The 17,762-nt window shown below is 67.8% G+C and carries 17 protein-coding genes and 1 pseudogene; 15 read left to right on the top strand and 3 right to left on the bottom strand.

The genetic code is table 11. The features are described 5' to 3' along the window. The first annotated feature begins 196 nt into the window (after window positions 1–196). The 9 genes from rpoE (at window position 197) to recO (ending at window position 9,808) form a co-directional block, all read left to right on the top strand. Window positions 197–817 carry an RNA polymerase sigma factor RpoE gene (rpoE, locus tag AB4Y92_RS21580; protein WP_057942362.1) on the top strand — a complete coding sequence of 207 codons (621 nt, stop codon included), beginning with the start codon at window positions 197–199 and terminating at the stop codon, window positions 815–817. Continuing rightward, window positions 817–1,791 (top strand): sigma-E factor negative regulatory protein, encoded by a 975-nt coding sequence (locus AB4Y92_RS21575; RefSeq protein WP_441821526.1) that lies wholly within the window; start codon window positions 817–819, stop codon window positions 1,789–1,791. The genes rpoE and AB4Y92_RS21575 overlap by 1 nt, the downstream gene beginning before the upstream one ends. Before the next feature lie 268 nt (window positions 1,792–2,059). Continuing rightward, window positions 2,060–3,580, top strand: a complete 1,521-nt coding sequence (locus tag AB4Y92_RS21570) for a DegQ family serine endoprotease (protein ID WP_441821547.1) — start codon at window positions 2,060–2,062, stop codon at window positions 3,578–3,580. A 296-nt stretch (window positions 3,581–3,876) separates the two neighbouring features. After that, a complete protein-coding gene (gene lepA / locus AB4Y92_RS21565; RefSeq protein WP_235110141.1) occupies window positions 3,877–5,670 on the top strand; it encodes a translation elongation factor 4 in 1,794 nt (597 codons plus the stop codon). A 194-nt stretch (window positions 5,671–5,864) separates the two neighbouring features. Continuing rightward, window positions 5,865–6,650: a signal peptidase I gene (gene lepB / locus AB4Y92_RS21560; protein WP_441821525.1), complete on the top strand. Its 786-nt coding sequence runs from the start codon at window positions 5,865–5,867 to the stop codon at window positions 6,648–6,650. Window positions 6,651–6,739: 89 nt separating this feature from the next. Continuing rightward, a complete protein-coding gene (locus AB4Y92_RS21555) occupies window positions 6,740–7,117 on the top strand; it encodes a DUF4845 domain-containing protein (RefSeq protein WP_441821524.1) in 378 nt (125 codons plus the stop codon). Next, window positions 7,110–7,772: a ribonuclease III gene (gene rnc / locus AB4Y92_RS21550; protein ID WP_057942367.1), complete on the top strand. Its 663-nt coding sequence runs from the start codon at window positions 7,110–7,112 to the stop codon at window positions 7,770–7,772. Before AB4Y92_RS21555 ends, rnc begins: the two co-directional genes overlap by 8 nt. A 243-nt stretch (window positions 7,773–8,015) precedes the next feature. After that, window positions 8,016–8,909, top strand: a complete 894-nt coding sequence (gene era, locus AB4Y92_RS21545) for a GTPase Era (RefSeq protein ID WP_057942368.1) — start codon at window positions 8,016–8,018, stop codon at window positions 8,907–8,909. Window positions 8,910–9,058: 149 nt separating this feature from the next. Continuing rightward, window positions 9,059–9,808, top strand: a complete 750-nt coding sequence (gene recO / locus AB4Y92_RS21540) for a DNA repair protein RecO (protein WP_441821523.1) — start codon at window positions 9,059–9,061, stop codon at window positions 9,806–9,808. Here recO and AB4Y92_RS21535 read toward each other — a convergent pair. From AB4Y92_RS21535 to AB4Y92_RS21525, 3 genes and pseudogenes are all read right to left on the bottom strand, one after another. After that, entirely contained in the window at window positions 9,777–9,908 is a 132-nt protein-coding gene (locus tag AB4Y92_RS21535) for a DUF6053 domain-containing protein (RefSeq protein ID WP_441821522.1), read from the bottom strand. The two genes, recO and AB4Y92_RS21535, sit on opposite strands and share 32 nt — an antisense overlap. Before the next feature lie 182 nt (window positions 9,909–10,090). Further along, window positions 10,091–10,159, bottom strand: a pseudogene (locus AB4Y92_RS21530) (DUF6053 domain-containing protein); the annotation flags it as partial. A 28-nt stretch (window positions 10,160–10,187) separates the two neighbouring features. After that, window positions 10,188–10,910 carry an Hpt domain-containing response regulator gene (locus tag AB4Y92_RS21525; RefSeq protein ID WP_441821521.1) on the bottom strand — a complete coding sequence of 241 codons (723 nt, stop codon included), beginning with the start codon at window positions 10,908–10,910 and terminating at the stop codon, window positions 10,188–10,190. Between the two features lie 45 nt (window positions 10,911–10,955). Here AB4Y92_RS21525 and AB4Y92_RS21520 point away from each other — a divergent pair, with 45 nt between their 5' ends. The 6 genes from AB4Y92_RS21520 (at window position 10,956) to AB4Y92_RS21495 (ending at window position 17,756) form a co-directional block, all read left to right on the top strand. Then, the gene (locus AB4Y92_RS21520; protein ID WP_441821520.1) at window positions 10,956–12,974 is read left to right on the top strand and encodes a hypothetical protein; all 2,019 of its coding nucleotides are present in this window, start codon (window positions 10,956–10,958) and stop codon (window positions 12,972–12,974) included. Window positions 12,975–13,103: 129 nt separating this feature from the next. Then, entirely contained in the window at window positions 13,104–13,742 is a 639-nt protein-coding gene (locus AB4Y92_RS21515; protein WP_441821519.1) for a DUF1318 domain-containing protein, read from the top strand. Window positions 13,743–13,908: 166 nt separating this feature from the next. Next, window positions 13,909–15,282: a 23S rRNA (uracil(1939)-C(5))-methyltransferase RlmD gene (gene rlmD, locus AB4Y92_RS21510; RefSeq protein WP_441821546.1), complete on the top strand. Its 1,374-nt coding sequence runs from the start codon at window positions 13,909–13,911 to the stop codon at window positions 15,280–15,282. Between the two features lie 51 nt (window positions 15,283–15,333). Then, complete coding sequence (locus tag AB4Y92_RS21505; protein WP_441821518.1) at window positions 15,334–15,846, top strand: CYTH domain-containing protein; 513 nt, start codon at window positions 15,334–15,336, stop codon at window positions 15,844–15,846. Between the two features lie 363 nt (window positions 15,847–16,209). Beyond that, window positions 16,210–17,205 (top strand): beta-N-acetylhexosaminidase, encoded by a 996-nt coding sequence (gene nagZ / locus AB4Y92_RS21500; protein WP_441821517.1) that lies wholly within the window; start codon window positions 16,210–16,212, stop codon window positions 17,203–17,205. Next, window positions 17,205–17,756 (top strand): hypoxanthine-guanine phosphoribosyltransferase, encoded by a 552-nt coding sequence (locus tag AB4Y92_RS21495; RefSeq protein ID WP_441821516.1) that lies wholly within the window; start codon window positions 17,205–17,207, stop codon window positions 17,754–17,756. The genes nagZ and AB4Y92_RS21495 overlap by 1 nt, the downstream gene beginning before the upstream one ends. Window positions 17,757–17,762 lie beyond the last annotated feature (6 nt).

Here is a 17,762-nt window from a genome sequence, read left to right as displayed (position 1 = left end):
TTGTTTCGCTGCCGTCAAATCGGCCGCCGCCGGAGCCGGTTTGGGGCCCGTCCGGCCGGTCCGTCGCGGCATGTGTGACACTTGGCGGTTGCGAGCAGTCGCCGGTGGCCCCATTAATCCTGCGATTGAACTTTTTCCCCGACAGGGTTGTCCCATTGTTCGGCCATGGCCGAGCTGACAGGAGTGCCGGCGCGGTATGGCCGATAACGAGTTGTTGGACCAGGAGCTGGTCAGGCGTGTCCAGCGCGGCGACAGCACGGCCTTCGATGCCTTGGTACGCAAGTACCAGCATCGGATCACCGCGCTGATCGGGCGCTACATCCCCGACTGGAGCGAATGCCAGGACGTGGCCCAGGAAACCTTCATCCGCGCTTACCGCGCGATGGCGAATTTCCGCGGCGACGCCCAGTTCTATACGTGGTTGCACCGGATCGCCGTGAATACCGCCAAAAACTATCTGGTAGCGCAGAACCGCCGCCCGCCGACCGACGATATCGACGCCGGCGACGCCGAGCAGTTCGAGACCGGCATGCGCCTGCGCGATACCGATACGCCCGAACATGAGCTGCTGCGGCAGGAAATCGAACGCACCGTGATGCGCGTGGTCGAATCCCTGCCGGAGGAGTTGAGGTCCGCGATCACCCTGCGCGAGGTGGACGGCCTGAGCTACGAAGAAATCGCGCAGAAGATGGCCTGCCCGATCGGCACCGTGCGTTCGCGGATCTTCCGCGCCCGCGAGGCGATCGATACGGAACTTCGGCCCCTCTTGGACAATCAAGATCCAGGTACCCAACGCAGCCGGGAGCGCGCTCACTGATGGCATCGACCTCTTTCCATAGCGATGATCGCGAAAACTTGAGCGCGCTGTTCGACGGCGAGCTCGACGACGATGCCGCGCGCTTCGCGCACAAGCGGCTCGGTCACGATGCGCAGTGGCGCGAGACCTGCGGCCGCTGGCAGCTGTGCGGCGACGTGCTGCGCGGCCACGCCCGCGGCAGCGCCGCGCCGGGCTTCGCCGGCACCGGCTTCGCCGACCGCGTGGCCGCGGCCATCGCCGCCGACGCGGCGCTGCAGGCCTCGCGCGATGCGCTGCCGCAAGCCGACGCCGGCCTGAAGCCGCGCCGCGCGGCGGGTTCGCGTCGTGGCTGGATCGGCGGCGCGGCCCTGGCCGCATCGGTCGCGGTCGCGGCCTTGTTCGTGGCGCGGCCGTTCTCCGACGATGCCGCCGGCGGTGCGAGCGATCCGGCGCAGGTGGCGGCGCAGTCCGCGACTGTCGCGCAGACGCCGCAGCCCAATCCCATTCCCGCGCCGGTTCCGGCTCCGGCCGAAGCGCTGGCCGCCGCGCCTGCGCAAGGCGAGCCTTCGCTGACCTCGGCCGATGCCTCGGGCATCGCCGCCGGCGCGATCGCGGTCGCAGAAATCCCGCGCCGCCTCAACGAACGCCGTTCGCGCGGCCAGAGCCAGCGCGCCGCGGTGCGCGCCTCCGAGCGCCAGAGCCTGCAACCGCCGCTGCAGATCGCGGCCGCCGCCGGCGCCGCGACGCCGGTCGTGGTGGCCGATGCCGCGGCGCACGCCAATCCGTTCCGTCCGCAGCAGAGCGAAGCGCCGGCCTCGCGCCCGTGGCCGCGCGCAGCGCTGCCTAATTACCAGTCCGCCGGCAGCGGTTACGCCGCCAGCTACGGCAACGGCGGGTTGAGTTCGCCTTCGTTCTACCCGTTCGAGCCGGCCGTTTCGGCCGAAGACGCGCGAACCCGGCCATCGGTCCAGGAACGGCCGCAGCCGCAGCCCTAAGCTGCCTGTGCCGCGCCGGCCTTAGCCGCTTGCGCAACGCCCGCGCCGTCCACGACGGCCGGGCGCTTCCGAAACAATCAACGTCAAACCCCGCTCGATGCGCGCCATACCCGCGCAATGGACCCGTGTTGCCTTCTGCTTGTCCCTTTCCCCGGAAAAACTACGTCGTAATCGAGGTCGCAGCCTAATGAATCGCCTGACGATGAACCGCCTTTCCACGAGTCTTTCCGCCGACCGCCGCCTGCGCAGTCGCCCTCTGCATTCGCTGATGCTGGTCGGCGCGATCGTCGCCGCCCTGCCGGTCGCGTGCACCGCGCAGCCGCCGGCTACGCCGATCGCGCCGCCGCCCGCGGCCACGCCGGCGGCGCCGCTGGTCGCCGGTCTTCCGGACTTCACCAACCTGGTGCAACGGGTCGGGCCGGCGGTGGTCAACATCAGCGCCGAGGTCACGCCCAAGCGCGAGCGCACCGCGCGCGGCCAGCAGCAGATCCCCGATGAGGACCAGATTCCGGAGTTCTTCCGCCGCTTCTTCGGCCCGGACGGCATCCCCGGCGGTCCCGGCGGCGGTGGGCAGAACCCGCGCCAGCCGCGCGGCGGCGCGCGTTCGATCGGCAGCGGCTTCCTGATTTCGCAGGACGGTTACGTGCTGACCAATCACCACGTCGTCGATGGCGCCGACACGGTCACCGTCAAGCTCACCGACCGCCGCGAGTTCAAGGCCAAGGTGATCGGCAGCGATGAGCAGTCCGACGTGGCTCTGCTCAAGATCGACGCCAAGGACCTGCCGTTCCTGCGCACCGCCAACGCCAGCCTGACCAAGGCCGGGCAGTGGGTGGTCGCGATCGGCTCGCCCTTCGGCCTGGATCACTCGGTCACCGCCGGCATCGTCAGCGCGGTCGGCCGCAGCAACCCGTATGCGCCCGATCAGCGCTACGTGCCCTTCATCCAGACCGACGTGGCGATCAACCAGGGCAACTCCGGCGGCCCGCTGCTCAACACCAGCGGCGAGGTGGTCGGCATCAACTCGCAGATCTTCTCCAACTCCGGCGGCTACATGGGCGTGAGCTTCGCCATTCCGATCGACGTGGCGATGAACTCGGCCGAGCAGTTGCGGGCCAAGGGCAAGGTCAGCCGCGGCCAGCTCGGCGTGGTGGTCGAACCGCTGACCGCCGAGAAGGTGGCCGGCTTCAAGCTGCCCGACAGCGCCGGCGCGCTGATCAACCAGGTTCTGCCGGGCGGCCCGGCGGACAAGGCCGGGCTGGTGCCGGGCGATGTCATCCGCTCGGTCAACGGCACGAAGATTTACGAATCCAGCGATCTGCCGCCGCTGATCGGCAACATCGCGCCCGGGTCCAAGGCCAGGCTGACGGTGCTGCGCGACGGCAAGAGCGTCGAGCTGACCGTGGCCGTCAACGAACTCGACGGCGCCTCCGCTGCCGGGCTGACCGGGGGCGATGCTCCGAACCGTTCCGGCGACTCCGCCGCGCCCGAGTCCAAGAGCAACGCCCTGGGCATCGTCGCCCAGGACGTCGATCCGGCCGCGCGCCAGCGCCTGGGCCTGAAGCCGGGCGAGGGCGTGGTGGTGCGCGATCCGGGCGACTCGGCCGGCGAGGCCGGGGTGCGCCAGGGCGACGTGATCCTGTCGGTCGGCCGCACCCAGGTCGGCAGCGCCGCGGCGTTGAACCGGGCCCTGGCCGGGACCCAGTCCGGGCAGACGGTGATGCTGCTGGTCCGGCGCGGCACCCAGACCCAGTTCATCGCCGTCCAGGCCGGCGGCGCGCAGAAGTGATTCCGGCTCGCCCGCCGCGACGGCCGGGGTCCGCCAGGACCTGCGGGCTCGCGGCGGCGGGTCCGGGCGTGCCATCGGGCGCCCGCCGGGCTTCGGCGGGCGCTTTCGCATCCGCCGCCGGGTTCTGCCGAGCCCGGCCGGTGTCGCGGTGTGTGAACCCGGCCCGGCGGATTTCCGACCGGCGCCGCCTCGCCGGCGCGAAGAACCGCCGGCTGCGGCGGGGGCTGTGCGATAATCTCCCGTTAATTTTCCTGTCCGTTCACTCTTTGGAGTCGGCGAGTCTTACGTCGCCCTGCATGCAACTGATCAGAAACTTCTCCATCATCGCCCACGTCGATCACGGCAAATCGACGCTCGCCGATCGCATCATCCAGCTGTGCGGAGGTCTCGAAGCGCGCGAGATGGAAGCGCAGGTGCTCGACTCGAACCCGATCGAGCGCGAACGCGGCATCACCATCAAGGCCCAGTCCGTCTCGCTGCCGTACAAGGCGAAGGACGGCAAGACCTATCAACTCAACTTCATCGACACCCCCGGCCACGTCGATTTCAGCTACGAGGTCAGCCGCTCGCTGGCCGCCTGCGAAGGCGCGCTGCTGGTGGTGGACGCGGCCCAGGGCGTGGAAGCGCAGTCGGTCGCCAACTGCTACACCGCGGTCGAGCAGGGCCTGGAAGTGGTGCCGGTGCTCAACAAGATCGACCTGCCCACCGCCGACATCGAGCGCGCCAAGGCCGAGATCGAAGCGGTCATCGGCATCGACGCCGAGGACGCGGTCGCGATCAGCGCCAAGACCGGCCTCAACGTCGATCTGGTGCTCGAAGCCATCGTCCAGCGCATTCCGCCGCCCAAGCCGCGCGACACCGACAAGCTGCAGGCGCTGATCATCGACTCGTGGTTCGATAACTACCTGGGCGTGGTCTCGCTGGTGCGGGTCATGCAGGGCGAAATCACCCCGGGCACGAAGATCCTGGTCATGTCCACCGGCCGCACCCATCTGGTGGACAAGGTCGGCGTGTTCACGCCCAAGCGCAAGGACCTGGCCAAGCTCGGCGCGGGCGAGGTGGGCTGGATCAACGCCTCGATCAAGGACGTGCACGGCGCGCCGGTCGGCGACACCCTGACCCTGGCCAGCGATCCGGCCGCCAAGCCGCTGCCGGGCTTCCAGGAAATGCAGCCGCGCGTGTTCGCCGGCCTGTTCCCGGTGGACGCCGAGGACTATCCGGCGCTGCGCGAGGCTCTGGAAAAACTGCGCCTCAACGACGCCGCGCTGCGCTTCGAGCCGGAAAGCTCCGAGGCCATGGGCTTCGGTTTCCGCTGCGGCTTCCTGGGCATGCTGCACATGGAGATCGTGCAGGAACGCCTGGAGCGCGAGTACGACCTCAACCTGATTTCCACCGCGCCGACGGTGATCTACGAAGTCCTCAAGACCGACGGCACGATCATCCCCATGGACAACCCGGCCAAGCTGCCGCCGGTCAACATGGTGCAGGAAATCCGCGAGCCGGTGATCCGCGCCAACATCCTCACGCCGCCCGACTACATCGGCAGCGTGATCAAGTTGTGCGAGGAAAAGCGCGGCGTGCAGATCGGCATCACCTACATGGCCAGCCAGGTGCAGATCAGCTATGAGCTGCCGATGGCCGAGGTGGTGCTGGACTTCTTCGACAAGCTCAAGTCGGTCTCGCGCGGCTACGCCTCGCTGGACTATCACTTCCTGCGTTTCCAGGAAGGTCCGTTCGTGCGCGTGGACACGCTGATCAACGGCGACAAGGTCGATGCGCTGTCGATCATCGTCCACCGCAGCCACGCCGACCGGCGCGGCCGCGACCTGTGCGAGAAGATGAAGGACCTGATCCCGCGGCAGATGTTCGACGTCGCCATCCAGGCCGCGGTCGGCTCGCAGATCATCGCCCGCAGCACGGTCAAGGCGATGCGCAAGAACGTTTTGGCCAAATGTTATGGTGGCGACATCAGCCGCAAGAAGAAGCTCCTCGAGAAGCAGAAAGAGGGCAAGAAGCGGATGAAGCAGGTCGGCCGGGTCGAGATTCCGCAGGAAGCCTTCCTCGCGGTGCTGTCCACCGACAATAAGTAAAGCGGACGGGAATAGGGAAAGGGGAATCGGGAATCGTCGACAAGTCGGCCGGCATCCGGTTTTTCTGAAGTTTTCGTCTCCATCAACTAGCGCGGGAGGCGGGTAAGACAGGTTCGAGGATGGGGGTGACGGCTTTGGCCGATTCCCGATTCCCGATTCCCGATTCCCGGCCATTCCCGCCCAAAGGATTAAGCATGCGTTGGTTCGAAATCGCTCTGGTGTCGCTGACTTTGTTCACCGGCCTGGTCTGGTTGCTCGACAAGGCGGTGCTGGCCAAGCGCCGCGCCGCGCGCGAAGGCCTGCTCGACGACGGCAAGGAGCCGGTCGTCGTCGACTACTCCAAAGCCTTTTTCCCGGTGCTGTTCGTGGTGCTGATCCTGCGCAGCTTCATCGCCGAGCCGTTCCGCATTCCGTCGAACTCGATGATGCCGACCCTGCTGACCGGCGACTTCATCCTGGTCAACAAGTTCACCTACGGCCTGCGCCTGCCGATCACCAATCAGAAGATTCTCGCGATGGGCGAGCCCGAGCGCGGCGACGTGGTCGTGTTCCGTCCGCCGCACCATCCCGAGCAGGACTGGATCAAGCGCATCATCGGCCTGCCGGGCGACAAGGTCAGCTATCGCGACGGCCGCCTGACGGTTAACGGCGAGCCGATCATTTATGCGCCTATCGGCACTTATCAGGGTCGCGGCAACGGTACGGAAATGACCGGTGCGCAAGAATTGCGCGAACAGATCGGCAAACATGTGCACCGGATCCTGCTGCGCACCGAATCGCCGTTGCTCGACCAGGGCGAGGGCGACTGGGTCGTCCCGGAAGGCGAGTATTTTGTGATGGGCGACAATCGCGACAACAGCGAGGACAGCCGATACTGGGGCTACCTGCCGGAGCAGAATCTGCGCGGCCGGGCTTTCCTGATCTGGATGAATTTCGACGGGGGCGTGGATTTTTCCCGGATCGGTAATAGCATTCCGTAACCGCGCCCGCCGTCGCGCGGTCGTCAGGAGCGGGGCCGCCCTGGATCGGCGAACGTGATCGGCAATGGGATCAAATGGGGATTGAAGGTATGAAGCGTAATCAGAGCGGCATCACCCTGATCGGGTTCATCATCGTGCTGGGCCTGGCCGGGGTGTTCGTCTATGTCGGTATGAAGCTGGTGCCGATGTACACCGAGTTCTATTCGGTCAAGCGTTCGCTGGCCGACCTGGCCAAGGAGCCGGGCGCGGGTCACATGGACGCCGCCAAGGCGCGCGACCTGTTTTTCCGCCGCATGGACATGAGCTATGTCGATAGCGTGAAGCAGGAAAACTTTAAGATCCTGCGCAACGACCGAGGCATGCAGATCACCGTCGACTACGAAGTGCGCCGTCCGTTGATCGCCAACCTCGACGTGGTCGGACATTTCAACGCGGTCCAGCAACTGACTTCGAAAGAAGGTGATTGATCGCCTCGGCCACGGCTTCGCCAACCCGGCATTGCTGCAGCAGGCGTTGACTCACCGCAGCGCCGGGGCGCCGCATAACGAACGCCTGGAATTTCTGGGCGATGCGCTGGTGAATCTGTTCATGGCCGAGGCGCTGTACCAGCGTTGGCCGCAGGCCGATGAGGGCGCGCTGACCCGCGCCCGCGCCGAACTGGTGCGCGAGTCGGCGCTGGCGCCGATCGCCCGCGCGCTGGAACTCGGCGGCCGGCTTACGCTCGGCCCCGGCGAAATGAAGTCCGGTGGCCATCGCCGCGATTCGATCCTGGCCGACGCTCTGGAAGCGGTGGTCGCGGCGATCTACCTCGATGCCGGCTTCGAAACCTGCCGCGAACGGGTACTGCCCTGGTTCGTGCAGGCGATGGACGCGTTGCCGCCGGCGCACAAGGTCGGCAAGGACGCCAAGACCCGCCTGCAGGAATGGCTGCAGGGGCGGCAGAAACCGCTGCCGGTCTACGCCCTGTTGTCGGAAAGCGGCGAAGACCACGCCAAGAGCTTCCGCGTCAGCTGCACCCTGAGCCAGCCGCCGCTCACCTCCGAGGGCGAGGCCGGCTCGCGCCGCGCCGCCGAACAACTGGCGGCGGAAGAGGCCTTGCGCCTGCTCAAGGCCGACGACTGAGCCGCACGGGCCTGCCCGGTATCAGCGCAGCCGGCGGGCATGCGGAGCCTGTCGGCTGAAGCCGGCGAACGTCGCGCGCCGCGCATTACGTCCCATCCCCGACCGTCCAGCCTCACCCCACCGGCCTCGCCGGCAGCCCCCGCGGCCGCCGCCAGCGCCGATTTCCTCCTTTCCAGCCGCCATTCGTGAACGCGCCCGCTGCCCGCGTTTGCCCTGGCCGCGCCGCACGCGGACAATTCGCCAATGAACCCCACTCCTTATCGCGCCGGCCACGTCGCCGTCATCGGCCGTCCCAACGTCGGCAAATCCACCCTGGTCAACGCTCTGGTCGGGGCCAAGATCAGCATCGTCTCGCCGCGTCCGCAGACCACCCGCCACCGCCTGCTCGGCATCGCCACCTTTCCCGAGGGCCAGTTGCTGCTGGTGGACACGCCCGGCATCCACCGCGAACAGAAGCGCGCGATGAACCGGATGATGAATCGCGCCGCGCGCGGTTCGCTGGAAGGCGTCGATGCGGCTTTGCTGGTCGTGCGCGCGGGCAAGTGGGAAGACGAAGACAGCCTGGCGTTCGACGCGCTGCGCGGCGCCGGCCTGCCGGTGGTGCTGGTGGTCAATCAGGTCGATCGCATTGCGGACAAGACCGCGCTGTTGCCGTATCTGGCCCAGGTCAGCGAAGGCCGCGAATTCGCCGGCGTGCACCCGATCTCCGCGCTCAAGCGCAGCGGCCTGGAAGCGCTGGTCAAGACCGTGATGGCGCTGCTGCCCGAGCAGGAAGCGCTGTACGGCGAGGACGAGATCACCGACAAGAGCCAGCGTTTCCTCGCCGGCGAGATGGTGCGCGAGCAAGTCATGCGCCAGCTCGGCGAAGAACTGCCGTATGCGACCACGGTCGAGATCGAGCGTTTCGAAGTCGATGGCGCGCTGCTGCGCATCGGCGCGGTGATCTGGGTCGAGCGCGACGGCCAGAAGGCGATCGTGATCGGCAAGGGCGGCACGCGCCTGCGCGAGATCGGCGCCAAGGCCCGCGTGCAGATGGAGCATCTGTTCGGCGCGAAAGTGTTCCTGGAAACCTGGGTGCGCGTGCGCGAGGGCTGGTCGGACGACGAGGCGGCGTTGCGGCAGTTGGGGTACGAATAAGGCTGGGAACGAGGGAGTAGGGAATGGGGAACGGAGGGAGCGGTCGTGTTGGGTTACGGCCGCTTGAGCCGGATGTCGCTTCGCCATCGCCATCGCTCATCGTTGCATCCATTCCCCAATCCCTGTCCCCCATTCCCCGCTCCTGACCCATGCGCCTGTCCGCCGAACCCGCCTATGTCCTGCACACGCGCCCTTGGCGCGAGACCAGCCTGCTGGTCGAGGCGCTCAGCGAACAGCACGGCCGCATCGGCCTGATCGCGCGCGGCGTGCAAGGGCCCAAGCGGCAGGTGCTGCGCGCGGCGCTGCAACCGTTCCAGTACATCCGCGTGGACGCGTTGCTGCGCGGCGAACTTGCGCGCCTGATCGCGGCCGAGGCCGTGGACGCGGCGCCGCGCCTGCACGGCGAAGCCGCGCTGGCCGGGTTCTACATCAACGAACTGCTGCTGCGGCTGGTGCCGCGCGGCGATCCGTTCCCGGAGCTGTTCGACCTCTACGGCCGCACCCGCGCCGAGCTGGACGGCGACAATCTGGCCTGGACCTTGCGCCGGTTCGAGCGCGATCTGCTCGAAGCCTTGGGTTCGGGTTTCGATTGGCGCGTGGACGCCGACGGCGTCGCCATCGATCCGGCCGCGCGTTACCGCCTCGACGCCGAGCAGGGGCCGCGGCGCCTGCTCAGCGATCGCGGACACGGCGAACGCAACGCCGCCGCGACCGGCCGCGCCTTGCTCGCGCTGGCCGACGACGTGGTGCCGCAGGCCTCGGATCTGCCCGGCCTGCGCCACGTCATGCGCAGCGTGCTGGTGCACCACCTGGGGCCGCGCGGATTGAAGTCGTGGGAGATGCTGGCCGAGTTGTCGCGGGTATCGGTCAAGCGCGAACCGGGCCCGATCGCCGAGTGATGCGGCTGAGACTGTAGGAGGGAGCTTCAGCCCCGATGCTTTTCGATCTGATCGCCATGCCCTGACCGAAAAGCATCGGGGCTAAAGCTCCCTCCCACAAAGCGCTGACGCGCGCTGCTCAGGTCGCTTGCTTGATCGTGTCTTGCGCAGAGTGCTTGTGCACCACCTGGGGCCGCGCGGATTGAAGTCGTGGGAGATGCTGGCCGAGTTGTCGCGGGTATCGGTCAAGCGCGAACCGGGCCCGATCGCCGAGTGATGCGGCTGAGACTGTAGGAGGGAGCTTTAGCCCCGATTGCTTTTCGATCCGATCACAGTGACCTGACCGAAAAGCATCGGGGCTGAAGCTCCCTCCTACAAAGCAAAGCAATTGGCGCGCCGCTCAGCCCGCTTGCTCGATCGTGTCCTGCGCAGCCAGGTCGAACTGATTCAGCAGCGCCCGCGAATCGGGCTGGGCCTGCAGCGCCTGCACCGCCTCGCCCAGGCGCGCGGCGCCGACGAAACCGCAGCTGGCGCGCAGCTTGTGCAATTCCCCGCGCATGGCTTCGAGATTGCCCAACTGCGAGGCCGCCAGAATCGAGCGGCGCGCGTTCGGCAGTTCCTGCGTGAACAAGCCGCGCAAGGTGGCGATGTGGGCGCGGTTGCCGTTGAGCGCGCGCGCGGCGCCGTCGTCGTCCCAGACCGCGGACTGGCCGGCGGCGAAGGCGGGCGCGGCGGGTTGATCGTGTTCCGGCAAGCCGAGCAGGCGCCGGATCGCGCAGCGGATCGCCGCCGCCGGCAGCGGCTTGACCAGGACTTCGGAGAAGCCCGAGGCGATCAGGCGATCGCGCACTTCGCTCTCGCCGGTGGCGGTATGCGCCAACGCCGGCGTGCGCGGATGGTGGCGGCGCAGACGTTCGAGCAGATCGATGCCGCTGCCGTCGGGCAGGTGCGCATCGAACAGCCACAGCTGGTAATCCTGGGATGCGCTCAGCGCCATCGCCGAGGCGAGGCTGTCGGCGCCGTCGACGTAGGCGGGCACCGCTTCCACGGCGGCGGTCAGAAAAGCGCGGCTGGTCGGATCGTCCTCGACCAGCAATACGCGTGGGACTTGGGGATTCTTCATTGCCGGTTCGCTTCCGCCCGCTATCCTGCATCCATGCTGCGGACCATGTTACGCCTCCTGATGGGTTTGTCGCTGCCCGCTTTATGGGCGGCGACGACCGATGCTGAGGCGCGCACGCTGAACGCCAGGATGGCGCGGGTCGCGACCGCTGTTGCAACTTTGGAACAGGTGCAAGTGCGTCTTTCCTGGCCGGCGCAGGCCACCGAGGGGGCACTGGAATTGCGCGCCGCGCGAATCCAGGCGCCGGACCTGGGCTACCGCTTCCGCGACGTGGTCTGGCGTTGCCCTCTGAAGCGCGACGGCCGCGGCGGCTGGCGCTGCGAGGGCGAGCTGCGCGGCGGCGCCGGCAAGCCGCTGCGGCTGGCGCTGGACCTGGGCGTGGCCAGCACCGATGCGCGCCTGAGCCAGGGCGGCGGCGCCTTGTCGCTGCATCGCGCCGCGGCCTCGCCGGACCTGACCCGGATCGAACTGGCGCGGGTGCCGCTGGCCTGGGCGCAGGCGCTGGTCGCGCAGGCCTGGCCGGAAGCGCGGCTCAAGGCCGGCACCCTCGACGGCCATCTCGATATCGCCGCGCCCGAACATAAACCGCTCAGCATCGCCGGCCCGCTGCGCCTGAGCGGCGGCGCCCTGGACACGCCCGACGGCCTGACCGCGGCGGAGAAACTCGGCGCGCAATTGCGGATCGACGCCTCGCTGGACCGCAGCGATCGCATCGCCATCGACGGCCGTCTGCTCGGCGGCGAAATGCTGTTCGGCAACGCCTACGTATCGCTGCAGCAACGCCCGGTCGATCTGCATATCGAAGCGAGCCAGAACCCGGGCGAGGGCTGGCGCCTGCCGCGATTGTCGTGGCGCGACGGCGGCATCCTCGCGGTCGATGGCAGCGCGGCGCTGACGCCCGATGCCTCGCTGGCGGCGCTGGAACTGAACCTCGACAGCGCCGACCTCGCGCCGCTGCGCGACGGCTATCTGTCCGGCTTCCTCGGCCTGGCTGGTCTGGCCAAGCTGGAGCTGTCCGGCGCCATGCAGGCGCGCGTGCGCATGAGCGGCGGCGAACTGCAGCAGGCCGAGGCGAATCTGCACAAGGTGGCGTTGAAAGACGACCAGGGCCGGTTCCGTTTCGAAGGCCTGGACGGCAGCGTCGCCTACTCGGCCGACGCGCCGCGCGACAGCGAACTGAGTTGGCGCGAAGGCGCCTTGTACGGGCTCGGATTCGGCGCGGTGCGGCTGCCGTTTTCCAGCGGCGCCGGCGAACTGCGCCTGCGACGCGCGGTCGATTTCCCGATGCTGGGCGGCCGCGCCGGCTTCGACGGCCTGCGCCTGCGCCCGCCCTCCGGCGGCAAGGGCCTGGATCTGCGCTTCGGCCTGAATCTGGAGCGGCTGGACGTCGGCCAACTGGCCAAGGCGCTGGACTGGCCGGCCTTCACCGGCGAGCTCAGCGGCCGCCTGCCCGAAGCCCATTACGCCGACGACCGGCTCGAACTCAACGGCGGCCTGACCATGCAGTTGTTCGGCGGCACGGTGGCGGTGTCGTCGCTGGCGATGGAGCGCCCGTTCGGGGTCGCGCCGACGCTGAGCTCGGATCTGGCGCTGGAGAACATCGATCTGGAGTCGCTGACCGGTGTGTTCGGTTTCGGCAGCATCACCGGACGGCTGTTCGGCCGGATCGAGCAACTGCGCCTGGTCGATTGGCAGCCCACCGCGTTCGACGCCGAGCTGCACACGCGCAAGACCCGCGGCGTGCGCCAGCGCATCAGCCAGCGCGCCGTGCAGGACCTGTCCAGCGTCGGCGATTCGTCCTTCGTCGGCAGCCTGCAGGACAAGCTGATCGGTTTCTTCGACGATTTCGGTTACGCCCGCCTGGGAATCTCCTGCCGTCTGGCCGATGAGGTGTGCAACATGGACGGCCTGGGCGCGGCCAAGAACAACGGTTTCACCATCGTCCAAGGCTCGGGTGTGCCGCACCTGGACGTGGTCGGCTACAACCGCCGCGTCGATTGGCCGACCCTGCTCGAACGCCTGGAAGCGGTCAGCAAGGGCGATGTGAAGCCGGTGGTTCAGTAACCGGCCGGCCCGCCGCCGACGTAGCCTTGTCGTTCAACGGCGCCGTGGTTCAATAGGCGCCATTCGCTCAACCCGCGACCGGACCCGCGGGATACCGCGCCGGACGCGCACAACCAGAAGGATTCGCTCATGCGCCGTTGGATGGGAGTACCGGTCGCCGCCGTGATGTTGACGGCTTGCGTGACGATCAACGTCTACTTCCCGGCCGCCGAGGCCAAGGAAGCGGCCAAGGAGTTCGTGGAAAAGGTGATCGGCGATCAGGCCGGCACGGCCACGCCGGAAACCAAGCCCGCCGACGGCGGCAAGCCCGGCGGCAGCGCCTCGCTGAAGGTGCCGGCGCTGGAATGGGGGCAACTGGCCAGCCGCATCGACTGGCTGTCGCTGGCCGGCATCGGCAGCGCGCAGGCGCAGTCGCCCGACATCTCGATCAAGACCCCGGCGATCCAGGCGATCCAGTCGCGCATGGCGCAGCGTTTCGACGGCCAGTTGCGCGCGCACTTCGACTCCGGCGCGCTCGGCTTCGCCAGCAACGGCACGGTCAGCGTGCGCGACGCCTCCAAGATCCCGCTGTCGGACCGGGTCGGCGTCAACCAGGCGGTGGCCGACCAGGGCCGCGATTCGGCCGCGGTCTACCGCGAGATCGCCGTCGCCAACGGCCACCCGGAATGGGAAGCGCAGATCCGCCAGGTGTTCGCCCGGCAGTGGGTCGACAGCGCCAAGGGCGGCTGGTGGTATCAGGATGCCGGTGGCGGCTGGAAGCAGAAGTAAGGCTGGGAAGCCGGGAATCGGGAATGAGGGGCCAGGGAATGGTTCCAGCGCAAAAGGCCCGCCCAGCGCGGGCCTTTTGCTTTCCCGCACTCGAACAATCCATTCCCCATTCCCCTCATTCCCTATTCCCCTGCTCCAATCTGCGACAATGCGCCCCCTTTGATTCCTGCCAGCAGCTGTGGCCCGCATCGATCAAACCCCCTTCGAGGTCGCCATCACCGGCCTCACTCACGACGGCCGCGGCGTGGCCCGGCGCGTGGACCCCAAGGCGCCCAACGAGGCCGGCAAAGCCATCTTCGTCGCCGGCGCGTTGCCGGGCGAGCGCGTCATGGCCAAGCAGACCGCGCGCTCGCGCAGCTTCGACGAAGCGGTGACGCTGGAAGTGCTGCAGGCCTCGGCCGATCGCGTGCAACCGCGCTGCGTGCATTTCGGCACCTGCGGCGGCTGCGCCTTGCAGCACATGGCTGAAGAACAGCAGATCGTTGCCAAGCAGCGCGTGCTGATGGAAAACTTCGAACGCATCGGCCACGTCATGCCCGAGCGCGTGCTGCCGGCGCTGACCGATTCGGCCTGGGGCTATCGCCGCAAGGGCCGGTTCTCGGTGCGCCGGGTCGAGAAGAAGGACAAGACCCTGGTCGGTTTCCGCGAAACCGATCCGCGTTTCGTCGCCGACATCGGCCGCTGCGAAACCGTGATTCCAGAAATCGGCGACAAGATTTCCGCGCTCGCGCAACTCATCGACGGCCTGCAGGCGCGGCGCGAGATTCCGCAGGTGGAATTCATCGGCGGCGATCGCCAGGACGCCGGCGAGAATTCGCACAGCGGCATCGCGCTGACCTTCCGTCATCTGGCGCCGCTGTCGCAGGACGATCGCGACGCCATCGTCGCCTTCGCCCGCCAGCACGAATTCGCGGTGTTCCTGCAGCCCGGCGGGATCGAGAGCGTGCATCCGCTGTGGCCGGCCGATCCGCAACTGTCGTTCACGCTGCCGCAGTGGAATCTGGAGCTGAAATTCCGTCCGCTGGACTTCATCCAGGTCAATGCCGGGCTCAACGGCCACATGATCCAGCACGCCCTGGATCTGCTCGCGCCGCAGCCGGAGGATCGCGTGCTGGATCTGTTCGCCGGCCTGGGCAATTTCACCTTGCCGCTGGCGCGCAGCGTGCGCGAAGTGGTCGGCGTGGAAGGCGAGGCCGGTCTGGTCAAGCGTGCGCGCGAAAACGCCGAGCACAACGGCCTGGCCAACGCGAAGTTCTACGCCGCCGATCTGGGCAAGGATCTGAGCGGCGAGCCGTGGATGCGCGAAGGCTTCGACCGCCTGCTGCTGGACCCGCCGCGTTCGGGCGCCGACTTCGTGCTGACGCAACTGCCGCTCAAGCAGTTCAAGCGCATCGTCTACGTCAGCTGCCATCCGGCCTCGCTGGCGCGCGACGCCGGTTACCTGGTGCGCGAAAAGGGCTGGAAGCTGCGCGCGGCCGGGGTGATGGACATGTTCCCGCATACCGCGCACGTGGAATCGATCGCGATGTTCGAGCGCTGAGGCAGCGCTTGGCGGTAACCGGTTGTTGGTTGTTTCTTCAGGAAAATTTCCGTGGGCATCGAAATCGAACGCAAATTCCTGGTGATCGGCGAATCCTGGCGCGAAGCCGCGCACAAGGTCGTGCCGATGGCGCAGGGATATCTCAACGATCTGGCGGCGATGGACACCGGCGCGATGAAAGCCTCGGTGCGCGTGCGTATCGCCGGCGATGAGGCCTTCCTCAACCTGAAGTCGCGCGAGCTGGGCCACACCCGGCAGGAATTCGATTACCCGATCCCGGTCGAGGACGCGCGCGGCCTGCTCGCGCTCAGCGTCGGCGGCATGGTCGATAAGCGCCGCCACTATGTCCGGTACGAAGGGCATCTGTGGGAAGTCGATGAATTCCTCGGCGACAACGCCGGGCTGGTCGTGGCCGAGATCGAACTGGCTAGCGCCGACACCGAATTCGCCAAGCCCGGCTGGGCCGGCGCCGAGGTCACCGACTCGGTGCGCTACTACAACCTGGCGCTGGCGACCCGGCCGTATGCGCAGTGGACCCAGGCCGAGCGCGACGGCGCGGCCTGAGCCGCGTATCAGCGACTCCGCGAGGTCTTTTGCGGGGGCTTCAGCCCCGATGCTTTTCGCTCAGATCGGGGCCATCCGGCACTTCTGAAGCAAGAGCGTCGGGGCTAAAGCTCCCTCCCACAAAGCCCTCAGCAACGACTTCACGAGGTCTGTTGTGGGAGGGGCTTCAGCCCCGATGCCTTTCGCTCAGGTCACGGCCATTCGCCACATCTGAGCCAAGAGCATCGGGGCTGAAGCCCCTGCTACAAAATGCCTCGTGGAGCCTGCCCCGGGCCCGCCACCCCGGCAGGATGCCCCGCCGCCGCATCTGCGCGACAATACGCGCAGCGCAGACCGCGCTGTTTTCTCCTTCAGGAGTTCCGCATGCTCGTGATCGGCGTCGCCGGTACCGAACTCACCGCGCAGGAGCGCGACTGGCTGCAGCACGATGCCTGCGCCGGCGTGATCCTGTTCAGCCGCAACTTCGCCTCCAAGGCCCAGGTCGCCGAGCTGTCGGCGGCGATCCGCGCCGCCGCGCCGCGGCCGCAGCTGATCTGCGTGGACCAGGAAGGCGGGCGCGTGCAGCGCTTCCGCGACGGCTACAGCGCGCTGCCGCCGCTGCAGGTGTTCGGCAAGCTCTACGCCTCCGATCCCCAGGCCGCGCTCAAGCTCGCGGTAGAACACGCCCAGCTGATGGCCGGTGAAGTCCAGGCCAGCGGCGTGGACCTGAGCTTCGCGCCGGTGGTCGATCTGGGCCGCGGCAACCTCGCCATCGGCAACCGCGCCTTCGACGCCGATCCGCAGATCGTCGCCGAGTTCACCCGCGCCTACGTCCGCGGCATGCACGCGCGCGGCATGGCCGCCACGCTCAAGCATTTCCCCGGCCACGGCTCGGTACTCGCCGATACCCATTTCGATCAGGCCGCCGATCCGCGCACGCTGGAAGAACTGCGCGCCACCGATCTGATTCCGTTCGTGGCCGGCATCGACGCCCGCGCCGACGCGGTGATGATGGCGCACGTGTCCTATCCGGCGGTGGCGCCGGAACCGGCCGGCTACTCGCGCTACTGGATCGAAGAGGTCCTGCGCGCGCAGATGGGTTTCCGCGGCGTGGTGTTCAGCGACGACATCGGCATGGCCGCGGCGTTCTCGGTCGGCGGAGTCAAGGCGCGCATCGACGCGCACCTGGACGCCGGCTGCGACGTCGTGCTGGTCTGTCATCCGCAATTGGTAGAAGAGTCTCTGGCCGCGGTCGAAGGCCGCAGCCTCAACACCGCCGCGCTGCTCGGCCTGATCGGCCGCGGCGCGATGGGCTGGGACGGCCTGATCGCCGACAGCCGTTACAGCGAAACCCGCACCCGTTTGGAAGGACTGGCTTGATGAGCGTTAACGACCTGGCTTCGGCCCTGGAAAATGCCGACCTGATCTTCGATCGCCGCACCCTGGAGCGGGAGATCGCGCGCATGGCGGTGACGATCCGCAACGACTACGCCGGCAGCCGTCCGGTCTATCTGACGATCATGCACGGCGGCATGCCGTTCGCCTCGCAACTGGCGATGGAGCTGGGCGAGCGCGGGCTGGACCTGGAATTCGATTACCTGCACGCCACCCGCTACCGCGGCGCGACCACCGGCGCCGACCTGGTCTGGAAGCACCGCCCGGCGACGCCGCTGCGCGGTCGCCGCGTGCTGCTGGCCGACGACATTCTCGATGAAGGCCATACCTTGAACGGCATCCGCGAATGGTGTCGCGAGCAGGGCGCCGCCGAGGTGCGCATCGCCGCGCTGGCGGTGAAGGCGCACGGACGTTGCGTCGATGGCCTGCACGCCGATTACGTCGGCGTGGAAGTGCCCGATCGCTACGTATTCGGTTACGGCATGGACTTCCATGAGCAGGGCCGCAACTTGCCGGCGATCTATGCTTTGAAGTGAAGCGGG

This window comes from Lysobacter sp. TAB13 (assembly GCF_052113885.1).
GTDB lineage: Bacteria > Pseudomonadota > Gammaproteobacteria > Xanthomonadales > Xanthomonadaceae > Lysobacter > Lysobacter gummosus.
Note: the sequence above shows the minus strand (reverse complement) of the source record. Positions and strands in the feature narration are given on the sequence as shown.

Coding starts and splice junctions, on each gene's coding strand:
- rpoE (WP_057942362.1), top strand. CDS start 197: ATGGCCGATAACGAGTTGTTGGACCAGGAGCTGGTCAGGCGTGTCCAG.
- AB4Y92_RS21575 (WP_441821526.1), top strand. CDS start 817: ATGGCATCGACCTCTTTCCATAGCGATGATCGCGAAAACTTGAGCGCG.
- AB4Y92_RS21570 (WP_441821547.1), top strand. CDS start 2,060: ATGCTGGTCGGCGCGATCGTCGCCGCCCTGCCGGTCGCGTGCACCGCG.
- lepA (WP_235110141.1), top strand. CDS start 3,877: ATGCAACTGATCAGAAACTTCTCCATCATCGCCCACGTCGATCACGGC.
- lepB (WP_441821525.1), top strand. CDS start 5,865: ATGCGTTGGTTCGAAATCGCTCTGGTGTCGCTGACTTTGTTCACCGGC.
- AB4Y92_RS21555 (WP_441821524.1), top strand. CDS start 6,740: ATGAAGCGTAATCAGAGCGGCATCACCCTGATCGGGTTCATCATCGTG.
- era (WP_057942368.1), top strand. CDS start 8,016: ATGAACCCCACTCCTTATCGCGCCGGCCACGTCGCCGTCATCGGCCGT.
- recO (WP_441821523.1), top strand. CDS start 9,059: ATGCGCCTGTCCGCCGAACCCGCCTATGTCCTGCACACGCGCCCTTGG.
- AB4Y92_RS21525 (WP_441821521.1), bottom strand. CDS start 10,910: ATGAAGAATCCCCAAGTCCCACGCGTATTGCTGGTCGAGGACGATCCG.
- AB4Y92_RS21520 (WP_441821520.1), top strand. CDS start 10,956: ATGTTACGCCTCCTGATGGGTTTGTCGCTGCCCGCTTTATGGGCGGCG.
- AB4Y92_RS21515 (WP_441821519.1), top strand. CDS start 13,104: ATGCGCCGTTGGATGGGAGTACCGGTCGCCGCCGTGATGTTGACGGCT.
- nagZ (WP_441821517.1), top strand. CDS start 16,210: ATGCTCGTGATCGGCGTCGCCGGTACCGAACTCACCGCGCAGGAGCGC.
- AB4Y92_RS21495 (WP_441821516.1), top strand. CDS start 17,205: ATGAGCGTTAACGACCTGGCTTCGGCCCTGGAAAATGCCGACCTGATC.